Genomic DNA, 16,799 nt, shown 5'->3' with positions numbered 1-16,799 from the left:
CGGACTAAAGTCCTCACTACAAACCTATTTTCTTGGGTTTGTAGTGAGGACTTTAGTCCTTTGATTGGGAATGCGGACTAAAGTCCTCACTACAAACCTATTTTCTTGGGTTTGTAGTGAGGACTTTAGTCCTTTGATTGGGAATGCGGACTAAAGTCCTCACTATAAACCTATTTTCTTGGGTTTGTAGTGAGGACTTCAGTCCTTTGATTGGAGATGCGGACTAAAGTCCTCACTACAAACCTATTTTCTTGGGTTTGTAGTGAGGACTTCAGTCCTTTGATTGGAGATGCGGACTAAAGTCCTCACTACAAACCTATTTTCTTGGGTTTATAGTGAGGACTTCAGTCCTTTGATTGGAGATGCGGACTAAAGTCCTCACTACAAACCTATTTTCTTGGGTTTGTAGTGAGGACTTCAGTCCTTTGATTGGGGATGCGGACTAAAGTCCTCACTACAAACCTATTTTCTTGGGTTTGTAGTGAGGACTTCAGTCCTTTGATTGGAGATGCGGACTAAAGTCCTCACTACAAACCTATTTTCTTGGGTTTGTAGTGAGGACTTCAGTCCTTTGATTGGGGATGCGGACTAAAGTCCTCACTACAAACCTATGTTATCTTTGTTGTTAGATTAGGCTACTATCAAAGTTAACCTTACTAATACTGCACTTGCAGACAATTTCAATTCGCCTTTTTTTCCGAATATTTAACCCAGAAATTAGCCTAAGAAATTTTAAAATCTGATTTCACCAAAACACCCGGTTCTCGCTGCATCGGGAGCACATCTAAACTATCCAATTGCGCGCAATATTTTAAATCTTCAATCACGCCCAAACCGAGGAGGCGCTGGCCGTGACTCGCTTTTTCCAACAATTCATGCAGCCGATCTTGCCAGTGCAAATAAAGAGCGATCGCCCCAAACACTTCATCGTTACCAGCAAAATCGATCGCCGGAATACCGCTTTCTGCTAACAGACTTTGGGCGATCGCACCAGCACACACCGTATCCTCCAACGAATAACTTCCTTCCCAACCAGAACCCACAATCCAAATACTTTCCGGCTTTTTGCTTAACAAAAACTGCACCACAGACTTGCGGTTGTTCAAAGCCGCCGTCAACACCGTTGCAGCATCTTGCACTCTCTGCAAAGCCCGAGTACCGTTAGTTGTGCTAATAAAAATTCGCTTCCCAGTCACCTTTTCTGGCGCGCAGTCCAGCGGCGAATTCCCCATGTCAAAACCGTCAACTTTCGCGCCGCCCCGCTCTCCGGCGCGAATCCGTTTGTCAGCAGGCCATTTTTCGCTCAGGGCCATCAGCTTATCTAAGTCGCTGAAAACTTGCACGGCTTCCGCACCATTATTCAGGGCCGTCGCCATTGTCGTAGTCGCCCGCAGCACATCAACTGCGATCGCGCAAGCCGGCATCTTGTCTGCTGGCGTAAGTTCCGGGGTATGGTAAATAAAAAGCTTCACTTTTGGGGCTACCTGCAATAAATCCTCATACGCAATAATAATAGAAAGTGACGCTCTCACCGCTAATATGTCAAAACAGCTCAATTCAAATCCCGCCCGCGCAGCTCTTAGCGCACCACTTGGACTCCTCGCAGGTTTCACCTATCCTTTGCGAGCTTTCACGCTGATTTGGCAAACTCCCAAGCTGTGGACTTATGTATTAATTCCCGTCGTCCTAAATTTTCTAATTGGTATCGGTCTTTATTTAAGCTTGCTATTTCCTAGTTTGGCAGGCATAGACGTTTTAGTTGCAGATTTGTCCGTCCGATTTAATTCTTTAATTGCCAGCTTACCAGATTGGCTGAGCTTTCTCGGCGGCTTGACACTCGCTTTCGGTTGGCTGCTGCGCGTACTTTTAGTCTCAGGACTTTTGCTAGTAATCGGGTTTTTGTTAGTTCAGTTTGGCGTAATTCTAGGTTCGCCTTGGTACGGCAAACTTTCCGAACAACTGGAACTACTGCGGAACGGTCAATTGCCCGCAGAAGCACCAATGAATTTGGCAAGTATTTTGGGGGATATTCAAAGGGCGATCGCCTTTGAATTCCAAAAATTACGTATTTTGTTGAGTTTCGGTATACCGTTGTTGCTGCTAAATTTTGTTCCAGGATTTGGCTCTATTCTTAGCAGTTTGGGAGGCGTAGCTTTGGGTGCGACTATTGTCTGTTTAGATTTTTTAGATGCACCTTTGGAGCGGCGGAGGCGGCCTTTTCAGGAGAAGCTGGAGATAATTCGAGCGACTTTGCCGGCTAGCGGGACTTTTGGTTTGGTTTGTTTGGGTTTGGTGAGCATTCCCCTGCTGAATCTGTTGGCGATTCCACTGTGCGTCACGGCGGGAACTTTGTTTTTTTGCGATCGCATTTGGCCCGCCCGCTTTGCACCACAAGAAACAAACAGCGCTCCAGAAACTAAGATTACAACTTAAAAACTACGGAGATGCTTCTACTTTCTGCTGAATGCCTTCTACTTTCCGCTGACTCTGGGAGTTCAAGCTCAGAAACGGGCTTAAAAATATCCAACTAACGAAAAAGAAAGAAGCTGTAAATAGCTGGACAATATCGATCGCCGACAAATATCCGTCAGACAATAGTGCAATGCTTCTATCTGTCAGCCCGAAGATCCAAGACAGAATCCCAAACAACCAAATGCCTTTTTGAAACATTGGCAAAAATGCTGAGACTTCGGAGTTTTGCTGCTTGTTCATTGATTTAGCCCTTGTTTGCGAAGAATCTAATTAGCCGGGGCACCCCAAGGGCTTAAGGATTTTTGGTCTCTCCTCGGATTCCCTTTGTTACCTCTATGTTAAGAAATGTTTCCCGATATTGCAACTGGCCCCTGGAGATATTCGCGCATCTATCTCAAGAGGTAGTAAAACGGTGAAAAACAAGTAAACTTTGCTACACTTTGCCAAAAAAAAGCTGCATGGGCACCCAGCCACCCAGCCTCCAGCAAAAGCTTGTCATTTGTATTGAAGTATGCCATGCTACATAAAAGTTCGATCGTTCCCAGTTCAGTCCTCAAAGCCACAAAACCCCCACCACAAACAATTTGAAGATCCGTACCAACCAAACTTCAGATAAGTTCAGCATCAATAACATCAAACAATGGCACGCTTAAATCAGATTATCGCGATCGAGAAAGGCATCAAAAGCCGATCGATCCAAGAACTAACAGAAGCCCAAAAAGCTCTCCAGAAGCCCGCCGTGCTTTCGGGAATCTCCCGCACGTACCGCCCCAAAGACGAAGAAGGCGAACAACTCCCGCCCGAATCCAAAAAAGTCGAAATCAAAGCCGAAGATATCATCCGCAAAACCACAGAAGTTTTGACCAAACTCTTCGACGCCACCGCCACCAAAGACTGGACAAATTGCCGCGCCCGCGCCGACGTAACCGTAGACGGAAACGTGCTGTTGAGCCAAGTTCCCGTCAGCTATTTGCTATTCCTTGAAAAGCAATTAGCAGACTTACAAGCATTCATCAAAAAACTTCCAGTTTTAGATGCCTCCGAAACTTGGACTTTCGATGCTTCAGCCGACTGTTGGGCGACAGAACCGGTGCAAACTCTCAAGACTTTTAAAACTCCGCGCAATCACGTTAAAGCTGAAGCTACCGAACATCATCCGGCTCAAGTCGATGTTTATTACGAAGATATTACGATCGGCTACTGGCGGACTGTCAAGTTTTCTGGATCTCTGCCAGCGCGACGGATTAACGAGTTGCTGCAAAGGGTGGAAACCTTGCAGCAAGCTGTGATGTTCGCCCGCGAAGAAGCTAACAATTCTGATGTTGAGGAACAGAAAGTAGGAGAGCGAATTTTTCAATTTATTTTCCGCTAATTGCTTGCTTTTTTGATGGTTATGGTTTAAGATATAAACAGAGTACAAGTTCAATCTAAAACTTCAACTTAAACCGTACAAATGTGACAGTACAGGTTCGACTCCTGTCCCTTCTATCACACATAAGACTTAGGCAGAAACCGGGTTTTTCCCCAAAAATACTGCATCAAAGCCTTTAATATCGGTAAAAAACCAGGTTTCTTTGATATTCATGCGTAAGTTCTGAAACACAGAGGGGTAGCCCAATTGGCAGAGGCAACATTACGTACAAATTCAATAGCAAGTTATCACTCTAAACTCAGCATTCTCCGCCGATCGCTAAAACGAATGTCAGGAAAAATAAGATCGTCGAGGTTGCTGGCTCATATCCAGCCCCCTCAACCAACAATGAGGGGTAGCTCAATGGTAGAGCGCGATGATATTAATCTTAAATCCTTGACTTAAATGTGATAGCGTGCGAAATGGGCGGTAAATAAAAACCCAGTAGTAAGGTCAGAACTACTGGGTTTTATGCTAATTTATCGATCGTATCATGTCCGGTCTAATTACCATAATAAAAACGGTTCGTAGTGTGGACTTTAGTCCGCAAAATCATGCGGTCTAATTACCACACTACGAACCTGCGAAAATCGAAACTGGTATGAGTTACTGCATAAATCCTCAGTGCGAACAACGCGAAAACCCTGCTGCTGCTCAAAATTGTCAGGCTTGCGGCACGGCTTTACTAATTGCCGATCGCTACCGCATCCTTAAACCAGTGCGATCGCCCAATCCCGCACGCCCCACAGACATCTTGGAAGTCGAAGATTTGGGAACCGGGGACAACGAATGGGGAACTGTCAAAGTCTTAAAAGTCTTGAAACACAGCCACAATCCCGATTTACTGCGTTTGTTTCAGCAAGCAGCACGAGTGTTAATTTGGCTGGCGGGACAAGCTAGAGTTCCCCAAGTCGAACCCGACGGTTATTTTCAAATCAAACTCCCGAATAACTCCCAGAAATTGTGTTGTTTGGTAATGGAAAAAATCGACGGCGAAAACTTGACCGAATTTTTAACTAAAAACCAGCACGTTTCTCAAACCCTAGTTATCGATTGGCTGCAACAAATGCTCCATATTTTGCAGCAAATCCACAAATATCATCTCGTACATCGGGATATTAAGCCATCCAACCTGATGCTTACCGCCGATGGTAAATTGCGATTAATTGACTTCGGCTGCGCCACAGAAGCAGGCACGGATACCGCACCCATCGGTACTGCTGGATACTCCGCGCCGGAACAAATCGCAGGGAAACCAGAAGTGCGATCGGACTTTTTCTCCCTGGGGCGTACTTTTGTACATTTATTGACAGGCATACCAGCGATCGACTTTCCCGTAAATCCCACAACTGGTAAGATTAATTGGAGGAACCAAGCTTTAGATGTTGACCAGTCATTCGTAGAGGCGATCGACCAATTAATGGAACCACTACCGGAAAACAGACCAGAAAACACCCAAGTTATCTTAGAAACACTCAAAAATATAGACCTTTTGATTACCTCCACAGAATCGAACTAATAATTTCCAATCCTCTATGCCCAATGCCCTGTTTTGCCAATGCCCTGTTTGGCCAATTCCCCAATTAATAAATCTCTTCCAACCTGCGAAAATCCCGCTCAACTTCCGCCCACAAAGCCCGATTGTGAGGATCGGTTTTTACCGCCTTTTTCAAATAAATTCTCGCTTTGTCAACCTGTTTTTCCCCGATCAAATGCCGTCCCCAGCGCTGATAGGCGATCGCCTGCCATTGTCGCACTTCCCGATCTTCGGGCACGCGCTGGGCTAAACCCTCAATTAGGGCGATCGCCCGGGGAAACCTCTGATATTTCAGCAACTGTTGCAATTCACCATAAGCATCTTTCTTTAACTTTTCTTCCGCCGCCGAGAGATCCGGGCTATCTGTCGTGGGTTCCTGTTTCCGAGTCACCTTAACTGTCGGCGGTTGAGCTTTCACCCCCTCCGCTGGGGGTGTGGGAGTCGGCGGTACAGTGGAACTGACAGCTTTCGAGTCCCCAACATCCGCCGGCGCAATATTAACCAGAAACTTATAAGCCTCAGTAATAGCAATAAACTTATTCTTAGCCTGTTCGTTTCCCGGATTGACATCGGGGTGATACTGTCTGGCTAACTGGCGGTAAGAGGCCTTAACTTGCGATAAGCTCGCACCAGACCTGAGTCCTAACTGTCGATAATAATCTGCAATATCCATCTAGCATGAATGAGCGTTGATAGTACCATTAAATATGGCAGAATCCTTAAATGCAAAGATTCTGCCATAATTTACTGCGAACTAGGTTCTAGCGCGAGGGTTGTCCGCACTACTGAAGCGGAAAAATAACTCACCTAAAGCACAGGGAATTTAAGCCCCCACCTTGAGGTGGATTGTTTTTAGGCTGGGGATTTAAGCCCCGGCCTAAAAACTTTACTGTCAATTGTCAACTGTCAATTGTCAACTGTTAAGGACGATCTTCGACCACTTTGTCGATTAAGCCGTATTCCTTAGCTTCCTCAGCGGACATGAAATAGTCGCGATCCATGTCTTTCTCGATTTTCTCGATCGGCTTGCCGGTATTGCTAGCATAGATACCGTTGAGTTGGTGGCGCAGGCGCAGAATCTCCTTCGCTTCAATCTGAATATCCGTGGCTTGTCCCCGCGTACCCCCAGAAGGCTGGTGAATCATGATCCGCGAGTGAGGCAAAGCTAACCGTTTGCCCTTCGTACCCGCAGCCAGCAGGAAAGAACCCATCGAAGCAGCCAAGCCCACACAAATCGTCACCACGTCCGATTTGATATGCTGCATCGTATCAAAAATAGCCATGCCTGCCGACACCATCCCGCCGGGGGAATTGATGTACAAAATAATATCCTTACCCGAATCTTCCGAATCCAGATACAGCATCACAGCGATGATTTGATTGGCAATTTCATCGTCAATGTCCTTACCCAAGAAAATAATCCGTTCCCGGTAGAGGCGATCGTAGATATTAATCCACTGAGTATCATAACCACCCGGCATTTTGTAGGGAACTTTTGGCACACCTATAGGCATAATTCGGAACTCCGTTTAGTTGTTAATTTGTAATCTGGCATTGGCCAAACAGGGCATTGGGGATCGGGCATTGGGCATCGAAAATTGCTAATTTGGAATCAGTAATTGGGAATTGTTAGTTGTTAAAAGACTATTGCATAACTAATCAGAGTAGAAACTCTTAGCTATTAACCCTTAATTACTACTAATCATCCCAATTCCCAATTCCCAATTCCCAATTCCCAACTCCCAATTCCCAAATTAGATAGCTGCCGCCGCCAGTGCTTTCGGCAATTCTTCCGAACTTTCAAGAACGCGATCGATCAAACCGTATTCTTTAGCTTCATGGGGCGTCATGTACAGTAACCGATCCATATCTTTAGTAATCTTGTCGATCGGTTGGCCAGTACAGCTTGCAAAAATATCGAGCATTGTCGCCTTATTTGCCAGCACTTCCTTAGCCCGAATTTGAATGTCGCTGGCTTGACCCCGCGTGTAAGCCTTGGGTTGGTGCAATACAATCGAAGCGTGGGGCAAACTCGCCCGAAAGCCCTTTGTACCAGCCGCTAACAGCATCGCAGCCATACCCATTGCCGAACCGAGGCAAATAGTCTGCACGGGCGGCTTAATGTACCTGATCGTGTCGCAGATAGCGAAGGCTTCGGTTTCAAAGCCCACGGGTTCCCCGCTGTAACCAGAAGTGCCGGTTGAGTTGATGTAGATTTTGATCGGCTTATCCGGATCTTCGTACTGCAAGAACAACAGTTCAGCAATAATCAGTTCTGTTACCGCAGGCACCAGAGGCATACCCAGATAAACGATCCGCTCCTTCAGCAACAGGGATGGCAAATCGGGAGGTGGCGTCCGAGAGTTGCCTTCCCCGTAGTATTGCGATTGCACAGCTTTAATTGGTGTGTTCATAAAACCTCGCGGTATGTGGGAAACTCAGAGACTTTAGTCCTGAGAGGGAAACTCTAAGGGCGAATTCATTCGCGTTGAATCTTTTGATACCATTACCGCCTTGGGGTTGTTTGATCCGGTGTACTTTTGTGATGCACTTTCAACGGGACAGTTACCATTTCAGATTTCTCAACCCTGTACGCATAATGGTTTGGCTCGCTCTTGGCCTCCCTTTCGGGGTAATGTTAGCTTCGACCTGTTATCAGAGCTTTTTAGACTTGCAACACTGTTTCAGTGACTTTAAAACTGTTTAATTGCAAATGACAGAGCAAGGGACTAGCTTCGCATCCCGGGGTGTCGTGACTCAAATAACGTTTACCCTTCGACTGCGCTCAGGGTGGTCTGGTCAGAATAGCTTGCGAGAGATTTCTCTTACAAGCTCAGTGTCTTTAGACCTGAGTTCCTGACAAACCGAAATGTTGCCTGAACTGATGGAGCTATTCTTATAAGAAATAGTAACGCAATCTTTAGGTATCCCGCATGAAAGTTAATTTGCTCCCGGTGTTAAACGACCCCAACCTTGACGCTACCGCAGCCTCAACCCAGCGCCAGCTAGCGATTTCGGTGTCGGCGACGGCAAGCGCGATCGACTCCAGCGTACCTTTAAACCTGTGCCTGATTCTCGACCACAGCGGCTCGATGGGCGGACGCCCCTTGGAAACCGTCAAACAAGCCGCCGGACGCTTGCTGGACAGGTTGAAGCCTGGGGATCGCTTTTGTGCGGTGGCTTTTGACCATAAAGCCAAAGTTCTCGTCCCCAATCAAGTTGTCGGAGATCCGGCTAGCATTAAACGGCAAATTGAGCAATTGCGTCCCGCTGGCGGCACAGCTATTGATGAGGGGATTAAGTTAGGCATTGAAGAGTTGGGGAAAGGTAAAAAAGAAGCTATTTCTCAGGCGTTTCTGCTCACAGACGGCGAAAACGAACACGGCGACGACAGCCGCTGTTTGAAGTTGGCGAAACTGGCTGCTGAGTACAACATGACGTTAAATTCTCTGGGATTTGGCGATAACTGGAACCAAGATATTTTGGAAAAGATTGCTGATGCTGGCGGCGGTGCTCTGGCTCACATTCAGCGTCCCGAAGATGCGGTTGATGAGTTTGGCAAGCTGTTTACTCGCATCCAAGGTGTAGGTTTGACTAATGCTTATTTGCTATTTTCGCTAATGCCAAAAGTGCGGTTAGCCGAACTTAAACCGATCGCCCAAGTTGCCCCAGACACGATCGAATTACCGGTACAGCAGGAGGGCGATCGCTTTATGGTGCGTCTGGGAGATTTAATGAAGGATGTTGAGCGAGTAGTTTTGGCTAATATTTATATTGGACAGTTGTCAGAAGGTACCCAGGCGATCGGGCAATTGCAAATTCGCTACGATGATCCGACTATCGGTGCAGGTTTACTTTCCGATCCTGTGGCAATTTCTACTAATGTTCTGAAAGTTTATCAGCCGGCACTTAACCCGATGGTGCAGCAACATATTTTAGCTTTGGCTAAGTACCGCCAAACTCAATTAGCAGAAACCAGATTGCAACAGGGCGATCGTGCTGGTGCCGCCACGATGCTGCAAACAGCGGCTAAAACTGCTCTGCAAATGGGCGATAAAAGTGGCGCAACTGTGCTGCAAACCTCTGCGACTCGCTTGCAGTCTGGTGAACAATTGACGGAAGCCGATCGCAAGAAAACTCGCATTGCTTCCAAAACTGTTCTTAAGTAGTGTGATCTGCCGTTAATTGCGATCGGCAAAATTGTTCGTAGTAAGGACTTTCGTCCTGATTGACTAAAATCCCGATCGGAGGACTGAAGTCCTTACTACAAACCAGTTTATAATGTTTGTACCACCTATCAAGAGTGCTTGTATGAGCCAGACAATATCTGTTGACACTCCCCGGCGTAAACGCGCGGGGATTATTGATTCTATGAATCAACTTGCCGATGCAGAATTACTTCAACATCAGTAGCGGTCAATTCTCCACAAGCGTTCGGGGTATTGCTACCCCAAGTTCCGGTATGCCCTACCGTACTCAATCCCCGACTTAGGATATTTCTAGCTGCGTTCCAATCTCTATCCATCACACATCCACAACTACAGACGTGGGTTCTTGTTGATAGACTTTTTTTCACAATTGTTCCGCAGCTAGAGCATTCCTGGCTTGTTCCGTTGGGCGAAACGGCAATCGTAATTCTTCCGAATACTTTGCCGAAATACTCCATCCAAACTCGAAACATATACCAAGAAGCATCGTTAATGGATTTAGCTAAACAGTGATTCTTCACCATGTTCTTAATCCTCAAATCTTCGTAAGCTACACAGTCGTTAGACTGGATTACGCATCTTGCTAATTTCACAGCAAAATCCTGGTTGAGTCGAGGGGGACTATTACGTCCCGCCCCTCTCAGTTAGATCTGGACCTGCCCGTTTCCGTGCATCCAGCTCCCGATATTCTAGGCTATTGCCTTGCTTTTGTTTTCCATGTGGATGTAGTCATGGCAGCTCTCATGGATAGCAATTAGATTGTTATGCCTCCAGTTTGAGTGGTTTCCATCTACATGATGTAGGTGGATTCGTTCTTCGCCAATGAATTTAAGCCCGCATTTTATACATTTATGGTTTTGCCTTTTGAGGGCTTTAGAGGTGTACCCATCATAGAGCTTGCTATTTCGTTCGCTCCAATATGGTATATCCCCGTCGTAGGGCGATTTATTCCCTTTGACGTTGATATGTCTATTTTCGGAGAAGGATACGGCTGGAAACGCTTTGTCTAGCAATGTTTTACTAGAGTATCGATTCTGTTTGGTTTCCTTGTTGAATACCTTATATGTTCTGTCTTCTAGGAAGTATAGAGAGTGTCTCGAACCATCCATTCTACAGAACTTGTGGTAGTTTCTCCATCCTCTAACTATGGGTGCTAATTTCTCAGCTTTGACCCTAGAACCATAATTACTGTTGTTAACGATGTTTTTAATCTTCTTGTAGAATGTTTTGAAATTATCCACAGAGGGAATACTTCTAAACTTACCATTTTTCTGGACTCTCAAGTGCCAGCCGAGGAAGTCAAATCCATCTTTCGTAGCGGTTACCTTCGTTTTACGTTCGCTAGTCTTCATACCTCTTTCCGCTAAGAAGACGTTGATTCTTTCAAGTATCTTGGATTCATCTTCTTCAGGTTTTAAAATAATCACCATATCATCCGCATAGCGAACGCTTTGGTGTATATCTTCTATTCCATTTAGAGCGATGTTTGCCAGCAGTGGACTAACCACTCCCCCTTGGGGTGTTCCTTGGTCAGGGAATCCTACATTTGTTCCAGCTTTCAGGCATCTAAAGATGCCCAGCTTTAGCCCTGATGGGGCAATTAGGTTATTCATGATTGTGGAATGGTTAATTCTGTCGAAGCATTTTTCAATATCGAGTTCGATTACTCGTTTATTAATTCCGTCGTTACGGCTGTTGAGTCTTAGGAAGAGGATTTTCTGTGCATCATGTGCTGAGCGTCCAGTTCTAAACCCGTAGCTATTGGCGTGGAATGTTGCTTCGTGGGCTGGTTCCAAGGCGTATTTTGCTAGGCATTGCCATGCTCTATCTGCCATTGTAGGCACTTTTAACATCCGTATACTTCCGTCCTTTTTTGGGATGGGAATCTCTCTGAGTTTTTGGTGCTTCCATATGTTGACGTACTTCCTGAGTTCATCACTCAAGATTATTCGTTCCTCGAAAGTGAGGGACGCTTTTCCGTCAATTCCAGCCGTTTTTTTGCCTGCGTTAAGTTGAGTTACTTGACGAACTGCTAGTAATCTGGCGGATTGAGATTTGAGAATCAGCTTCTGCAATCCTCTGGCTTTTCGCTTGTTTCCAACGGTAATAGCTTTGTACAATCGACGTTGTAATCGGAATAGTATCTTTGAGAATTTCTTCCACTTGATACACTTCCATAGTTCACTAGCATTGCTGCTGTGTCTAACCATGATTTACTCCATGTTATGTACTCTGAACACCTTGAAGCAATTACGCTTCATCCTACCCGCTGTTAAAGGATTCCGTATCTTGTCTTACCTACTTATAAGGGCGACCCCTTTAAAGACCTTAACTGCGTTTTTCTTCGTTCCCTCGGTTAGATTGATAGTCCCCTTAGATGTAGCCAATTCACCCACTGGAACCCCTGGACTCTTGCCGCTACTAACGCAATGTGCGGCGGGGTTTTAACTCCAGTAAAGTCAGGGTTTGTTTGTTGTGCCCTGCTTGCAGATAGGATGCTTTTCTAGGCTCTGTTTCATCATAGGAACGCCCTATTAACGCCAGTGTTAGCTCACAACAGCTATCTGATTGCGTCCTGTTCCCAGCTTCACCCTCTAGAAATCGAGTCTAGTCAGTGTGGGCAGGTAAGGAGTCATTCATGAGTCTTGAGGGAAGGGTTTACACCTTCATCCAACCGAGAGTTTAGCCAGTCTTGGGAGACTTTTGGCTAGTTAGGATATTTACGGACTGGATACTGAGATTCTCCTAACAACGAATCGCACTGCGTTGCCTACTTATTTTGAGGTGGCGTTTCCCTAAAATTACTCTAGCTTTACCTCTATTTTTGGAGCCTTTGACGCGCTTGGAAACACACCTTTGAGACTTCTTTAGTCTGCATTCTCCCTTGCGGAGAAATCGTGGGTTCTCTACTGCAACACCGTTGGAGTCGGTGTAGAATTCTTTCAACCCTACGTCTAATCCAATGGAATTTCCAGTTATTTCTATATTCTCAGAGCGGTCAACCTGAATGCAGAATTGGACGTAATACCCATCTGCACGTTTTACCAATCTGACTCGTTTGATTTGAGTGATTTGGTAGAAGTGCAAGTCGCGCGTCCCTTTTAACTTCAGTCTCCCGATTAAGAGTTTGTCGGTAAATGTGATGGATTTCCGGTCTTTTGCCAGTTTCCAGCCGCTGGTTTTATATTCAACTGAGCGGTTATCTTTCTGGAATTGTGGAAATCCCTTTTTACCAGGAACCTTCTTTTTACAATTATCGTAGAATCGGGCAATCGCTGACCAGGCTCTTTCGGCACTTGACTGTCGAGCCATACTATTGAGTTCATCGCAAAACGGGAATTCTTTTGCTAGAACAGCGCTATACTTGTTTAAGTCGAATTTTGTGACTTTTTCGTTGTCTATCCAAAAGCGCAATGCTTTATTGCGGATGAACTGCACTGTTCTAATTGCTTCGCTAACAGCGTTAAATTGCTGTTGCTTCCCGTATGCTTTATACTCAAAAACTAGCATGACTTCGACCTCATCACGATATTCTTAGTTTAATCTGTGCTGAGTAAAATTGCCTTTTCTGTCGCAAATCTTTACACTAAGCCGTCTTGAAAGACGGGGTTTTAAACCCATTTTCTTTGATAAAGTACGCTGGACTACCGCCGATTTAGAACTATTGCCTGATAACGGCGATCGTTACGAACTTATTCATGGAGAGTTATTTGTCAGATGGGCCGCACACTGGAATCATCAACAAGTTTGTGGTAACATCTACATAGAATTAAATAATTGGTCACAAAAAACAGGATTAGGAGAATCAGTAATTAGTCCAGGGGTTATTCTTACAGATGTTGATTGTGTCATTCATGATGTGGTTTGGATTAGCAATGAACGCTTGGCTATCTTGCTAGACGAAGCCGGGCATTTAACCGCTGCACCTGAGTTAGTTGTTGAAGTATTATCTGCTGGTACAGACAATGAAAGACGGGATAGAGATTTGAAACTCAGACTTTATTCAGTGCGGGGCGTACAGGAATACTGGATTGTGAATTGGCGGTTGCAGCAAATTGAGGTTTATCGCAGGGAACAAGCAAGTTTAAGGCTAGTTGCTACACTGTTGAGGAATGATGAATTGACATCGCCTTTGTTACCTGGTTTTAGTTGCTCTGTAGCTCGAATTTTTGCTTAGATTTATGAAATACTATTACAGGGCGATCGCCCTTTGCGGATTTATTAGCCTCTTGAGCAGCATATCTCCTGCCATTTCTATTCAACCCTCACCAATACTCATCGTTCAAAATGCGGCTGAAGACTTATTTAACAGCGGTTTAGCCAAGTCAGAGGCTGGAGACATCCCAGGGGCGATCGCAGATTACACCGCAGCCATTGCCATCAACCCCAACTACGCCAAAGCCTACAACAAACGTGGCATCATTCACGGCCGCTATCTCAAAGACTATCCAGCAGCCCAAGCCGACTTCGATCGCGCGATCGAAATTAACCCGAAGTATGCCGATGCTTACTACAACCGCGCCAAAGTCCGCTATTTATTAAAAGACAAACCGGGCGCAATTAACGACTACCAAAAAGCTGCCGAATTTTATCAAAAAGACGGCAAAACTGAAGATTATCAAGATGCAATGAAACACCTAAAAAGGCTGGAACAATAAAATGTTTTGACACAACATGGTATAATAAACACTAAAAAAAAATCAGCGTTCATCAGCGTTCATCAGCGGTTGAACACTCCAAATTCACCCAGTCAAAAAATGCCTGCAACCTCAACCGTCACCGTCACCGTACCCGCCACAACCGCCAACCTCGGCCCCGGATTCGACTGCATCGGCGCCGCTTTAAGCCTCTACAATCACTTCCAATTCTCCCTCCTCGAAGCGCCAGCAACCGAGAAATTGCAAATTACTGTTACGGGCGCGGAAGCAGCCAAAGTCAAGACAGACGATAGCAATCTCGCTTATCAAGCATTTGTCAAATTATACGAATACCTCCGCCAACCACCGCCGCCAGTCGCAATACACATAGATATGCAAGTACCGCTGGCGAGGGGTTTGGGAAGTTCCGCTACTGCTATTGTCGGCGGATTGGTGGCGGCTAATTGTTTAGCGGGTAAGCCTTTGAGTCAGGTGGATGTGATGCAGTTGGCGATCGAACTTGAAGGACATCCCGACAACGTTGTCCCCGCTTTATTGGGGGGTTGTCGCCTCGCTGCGTCAAGTTTGAAAAATCAACCCCAAAGGCGCACAGAAGGTTCAGATGACGATCTAGAGGGCTTTGGGTGGGAGATTTGCGATATTCCCTGGCATTCTAGTATTGTGCCGGTGGTAGCTATTCCCGATTTTGAACTTTCTACCGCCGAAGCGCGCAAGGTTTTGCCGACAGATTACAGTAAGGCTGACGCGATTTTCAATGCCGCCCATGTTGGTTTGCTGGTGCGGGCTTTGGAAACTGGCAATGAAAACTGGCTGCGCGCCGCCCTGCAAGATAAAATTCACCAGCCTTACCGCCAATCTTTGATTCAGGGATATGAAGCTGTGCAACAAGCTGCCGTCGCTGCTGGCGCTTACGGTACGGTAATTAGCGGTGCGGGGCCGACGATTTTGGCTCTAACGGATGTTACTAATGTTGATGCGGTTGTCAGAGAAATGGCGGCTGCTTGGCGGGAATTTGGGGTGAAGGCTGATGTAAGGGCGATCGCCCCCGACACCCAAGGAGCCATAATTTCTGCTTAACTCGTAACGCTCGCCCTCTCTTCCTCTGCGCCCTCTGCGCCCTCTGTGGTTAAAACAAAATTAGTTACTTGGAATACAACTACTTGCTCAAAGCTCGATCGCACTCCTCAATTTTCGATGGGGATCTAAAGTTACCCTAAAGTTCGACCCCCTTTTCCCAAAGCCTTCCTAAGATAGAAGTTAGGGGACGATCGACCTCAAAGCCGATCGAGGGGCGAACGCCAAGCACCTGAAAATCCCCAACTAGCCAGCCGCAAGACAGGGAGAACATCAACATCATGGTAAACGCGCCAACAGGGGAAACCCGTCTGGGCCAGACCGAGCAGGTGCAAGCCTTAGACCGCGATTGCACGACTCTATCCCGTCACGTACTCCAGCAACTCCACAGCTTTTCAGCAGATGCTCAGGATCTCAGCGCTCTGATGAATCGCATCGGGCTGGCTGCTAAGCTGATCGCGCGACGACTCAGCAGAGCCGGGTTAATGGAAGATGCTTTAGGGTTTACTGGGGCTGTGAACGTGCAGGGAGAATCTGTCAAAAAGATGGATATCTATGCTAATGAAGTGTTTATCTCGGTATTCCAACAAAGCGGACTTGTTTGCCGCTTGGCTTCCGAGGAAATGGAAAAACCCTACTACATTCCTGAAAACTGTCCGATCGGACGCTACAGTCTGCTCTACGATCCCATAGATGGTTCTTCCAATCTTGATATCAATCTTGATGTTGGCTCAATATTCAGTATTCGCAAGCAAGAAGGGGATGATGCAGACGGTTCTGCTTCCGACTTGCTGCAACACGGACACAAACAAATTGCCGCGGGCTACGTACTTTACGGCCCCAGTACCATACTGGTTTATTCGATCGGTCAAGGCGTTCATTCCTTTACCCTCGATCCCAGTTTGGGCGAATTTATTCTAGCAACCGAAAATATACAGATTCCCTCGCGCGGCCCGATTTACAGCGTTAATGAAGGCAACTTCTGGCAGTGGGACGAATCTTTGAGAGACTATATTCGCTATGTGCACCGCAGCGAAGGCTACACCGCCCGGTATGGGGGGGCTTTGGTGGGAGATTTCCACCGGATTTTATCCCAGGGAGGCGTGTTTTTGTACCCCGGAACGGTGAAACAACCAGAGGGTAAATTGCGTTTGCTCTACGAATCGGCTCCTTTGGCGTTTTTGATGGAGCAAGCCGGCGGCCGGGCAAGTACGGGTACTCAAGACATCTTAGATGTTGTGCCGACTAAACTGCATGAGCGATCGCCCTTGATTATCGGCAGTAAAGAAAATGTAGCGATGGTTGAATCTTTTATTCAAGATCGATCGCGCAATTCTCGCACACTCCAAGAGTGAAAGAAGTTCGGCAACGGATTGTGTAACGGATGTAACGGATGAATGGATGCAGGAATGTTTTAATTCCTAATTACCGATTGCAAA

Annotated in this window: 14 protein-coding genes and 2 pseudogenes; 8 read left to right on the top strand and 8 right to left on the bottom strand. The window is 46.2% G+C overall.

Features of this window, described 5'->3' with window-relative positions; all coding sequences use genetic code 11:
• Positions 1 to 722: 722 nt before the first annotated feature.
• Entirely contained in the window at positions 723 to 1,472 is a 750-nt protein-coding gene (locus tag QZW47_RS16755) for a 2-phosphosulfolactate phosphatase family protein (RefSeq protein WP_293128801.1), read from the bottom strand.
• Between the two features lie 67 nt (positions 1,473 to 1,539).
• On the opposite strand from QZW47_RS16755, the gene QZW47_RS16750 reads away from it, so the two are divergent.
• Positions 1,540 to 2,433 (top strand): EI24 domain-containing protein, encoded by an 894-nt coding sequence (locus QZW47_RS16750; RefSeq protein ID WP_293128799.1) that lies wholly within the window; start codon positions 1,540 to 1,542, stop codon positions 2,431 to 2,433.
• A 3-nt stretch (positions 2,434 to 2,436) separates the two neighbouring features.
• Here the strand turns inward: QZW47_RS16750 and QZW47_RS16745 are convergent, their stop codons facing one another.
• On the bottom strand, positions 2,437 to 2,712 hold the full coding sequence (locus tag QZW47_RS16745; protein ID WP_293128797.1) for a hypothetical protein: 276 nt from the start codon (positions 2,710 to 2,712) through the stop codon (positions 2,437 to 2,439).
• 400 nt (positions 2,713 to 3,112) lie between these two features.
• Here QZW47_RS16745 and QZW47_RS16740 point away from each other — a divergent pair, with 400 nt between their 5' ends.
• Positions 3,113 to 3,844 (top strand): hypothetical protein, encoded by a 732-nt coding sequence (locus tag QZW47_RS16740; protein WP_293128795.1) that lies wholly within the window; start codon positions 3,113 to 3,115, stop codon positions 3,842 to 3,844.
• 640 nt (positions 3,845 to 4,484) lie between these two features.
• Positions 4,485 to 5,402: a serine/threonine-protein kinase gene (locus QZW47_RS16735; RefSeq protein WP_293128793.1), complete on the top strand. Its 918-nt coding sequence runs from the start codon at positions 4,485 to 4,487 to the stop codon at positions 5,400 to 5,402.
• A 64-nt stretch (positions 5,403 to 5,466) separates the two neighbouring features.
• On the opposite strand, the gene QZW47_RS16730 is transcribed toward QZW47_RS16735, so the two are convergent.
• The 3 genes from QZW47_RS16730 to QZW47_RS16720 form a co-directional block, all read right to left on the bottom strand.
• Entirely contained in the window at positions 5,467 to 6,093 is a 627-nt protein-coding gene (locus QZW47_RS16730) for a J domain-containing protein (RefSeq protein WP_293128791.1), read from the bottom strand.
• A gap of 247 nt (positions 6,094 to 6,340) precedes the next feature.
• Positions 6,341 to 6,934, bottom strand: a complete 594-nt coding sequence (locus tag QZW47_RS16725; protein ID WP_193971784.1) for an ATP-dependent Clp protease proteolytic subunit — start codon at positions 6,932 to 6,934, stop codon at positions 6,341 to 6,343.
• A gap of 240 nt (positions 6,935 to 7,174) precedes the next feature.
• Positions 7,175 to 7,834: an ATP-dependent Clp protease proteolytic subunit gene (locus tag QZW47_RS16720; RefSeq protein ID WP_293128787.1), complete on the bottom strand. Its 660-nt coding sequence runs from the start codon at positions 7,832 to 7,834 to the stop codon at positions 7,175 to 7,177.
• A 519-nt stretch (positions 7,835 to 8,353) separates the two neighbouring features.
• On the opposite strand from QZW47_RS16720, the gene QZW47_RS16715 reads away from it, so the two are divergent.
• Positions 8,354 to 9,589, top strand: a complete 1,236-nt coding sequence (locus QZW47_RS16715; protein ID WP_293128785.1) for a VWA domain-containing protein — start codon at positions 8,354 to 8,356, stop codon at positions 9,587 to 9,589.
• Between the two features lie 200 nt (positions 9,590 to 9,789).
• Here the strand turns inward: QZW47_RS16715 and QZW47_RS16710 are convergent.
• From QZW47_RS16710 to QZW47_RS16700, 3 genes and pseudogenes are all read right to left on the bottom strand, one after another.
• Positions 9,790 to 10,233, bottom strand: a pseudogene (locus tag QZW47_RS16710) (transposase); the annotation flags it as partial.
• Positions 10,234 to 10,317: 84 nt separating this feature from the next.
• A complete protein-coding gene (locus QZW47_RS16705) occupies positions 10,318 to 11,748 on the bottom strand; it encodes a reverse transcriptase domain-containing protein (RefSeq protein WP_366930891.1) in 1,431 nt (476 codons plus the stop codon).
• Between the two features lie 643 nt (positions 11,749 to 12,391).
• Positions 12,392 to 13,138: pseudogene (locus QZW47_RS16700) on the bottom strand (transposase); the annotation flags it as partial.
• A gap of 58 nt (positions 13,139 to 13,196) precedes the next feature.
• On the opposite strand from QZW47_RS16700, the gene QZW47_RS16695 reads away from it, so the two are divergent.
• From QZW47_RS16695 to fbp, 4 genes are all read left to right on the top strand, one after another.
• Entirely contained in the window at positions 13,197 to 13,805 is a 609-nt protein-coding gene (locus tag QZW47_RS16695) for a Uma2 family endonuclease (RefSeq protein WP_293128849.1), read from the top strand.
• A gap of 4 nt (positions 13,806 to 13,809) precedes the next feature.
• Positions 13,810 to 14,286 (top strand): tetratricopeptide repeat protein, encoded by a 477-nt coding sequence (locus QZW47_RS16690; protein ID WP_293128781.1) that lies wholly within the window; start codon positions 13,810 to 13,812, stop codon positions 14,284 to 14,286.
• Positions 14,287 to 14,385: 99 nt separating this feature from the next.
• Positions 14,386 to 15,363, top strand: a complete 978-nt coding sequence (gene thrB, locus QZW47_RS16685) for a homoserine kinase (RefSeq protein ID WP_293128779.1) — start codon at positions 14,386 to 14,388, stop codon at positions 15,361 to 15,363.
• 278 nt (positions 15,364 to 15,641) lie between these two features.
• Positions 15,642 to 16,715 (top strand): class 1 fructose-bisphosphatase, encoded by a 1,074-nt coding sequence (fbp, locus tag QZW47_RS16680; RefSeq protein ID WP_293128777.1) that lies wholly within the window; start codon positions 15,642 to 15,644, stop codon positions 16,713 to 16,715.
• The last annotated feature ends 84 nt before the right edge of the window (positions 16,716 to 16,799 follow it).

The organism is Microcoleus sp. bin38.metabat.b11b12b14.051 (genome assembly GCF_013299165.1).
Lineage (GTDB): Bacteria > Cyanobacteriota > Cyanobacteriia > Cyanobacteriales > Microcoleaceae > Microcoleus.
Note: the sequence above shows the minus strand (reverse complement) of the source record. Positions and strands in the feature narration are given on the sequence as shown.

What these genes read in the sequence shown, in the direction of transcription:
- QZW47_RS16745 (WP_293128797.1), bottom strand. Translation starts at nt 2,712, where the DNA reads ATGAACAAGCAGCAAAACTCCGAAGTCTCAGCATTTTTGCCAATGTTT.
- QZW47_RS16740 (WP_293128795.1), top strand. Translation starts at nt 3,113, where the DNA reads ATGGCACGCTTAAATCAGATTATCGCGATCGAGAAAGGCATCAAAAGC.
- QZW47_RS16735 (WP_293128793.1), top strand. Translation starts at nt 4,485, where the DNA reads ATGAGTTACTGCATAAATCCTCAGTGCGAACAACGCGAAAACCCTGCT.
- thrB (WP_293128779.1), top strand. Translation starts at nt 14,386, where the DNA reads ATGCCTGCAACCTCAACCGTCACCGTCACCGTACCCGCCACAACCGCC.
- QZW47_RS16725 (WP_193971784.1), bottom strand. Translation starts at nt 6,934, where the DNA reads ATGCCTATAGGTGTGCCAAAAGTTCCCTACAAAATGCCGGGTGGTTAT.
- QZW47_RS16750 (WP_293128799.1), top strand. Translation starts at nt 1,540, where the DNA reads ATGTCAAAACAGCTCAATTCAAATCCCGCCCGCGCAGCTCTTAGCGCA.
- QZW47_RS16715 (WP_293128785.1), top strand. Translation starts at nt 8,354, where the DNA reads ATGAAAGTTAATTTGCTCCCGGTGTTAAACGACCCCAACCTTGACGCT.
- QZW47_RS16730 (WP_293128791.1), bottom strand. Translation starts at nt 6,093, where the DNA reads ATGGATATTGCAGATTATTATCGACAGTTAGGACTCAGGTCTGGTGCG.
- QZW47_RS16690 (WP_293128781.1), top strand. Translation starts at nt 13,810, where the DNA reads ATGAAATACTATTACAGGGCGATCGCCCTTTGCGGATTTATTAGCCTC.
- fbp (WP_293128777.1), top strand. Translation starts at nt 15,642, where the DNA reads ATGGTAAACGCGCCAACAGGGGAAACCCGTCTGGGCCAGACCGAGCAG.
- QZW47_RS16720 (WP_293128787.1), bottom strand. Translation starts at nt 7,834, where the DNA reads ATGAACACACCAATTAAAGCTGTGCAATCGCAATACTACGGGGAAGGC.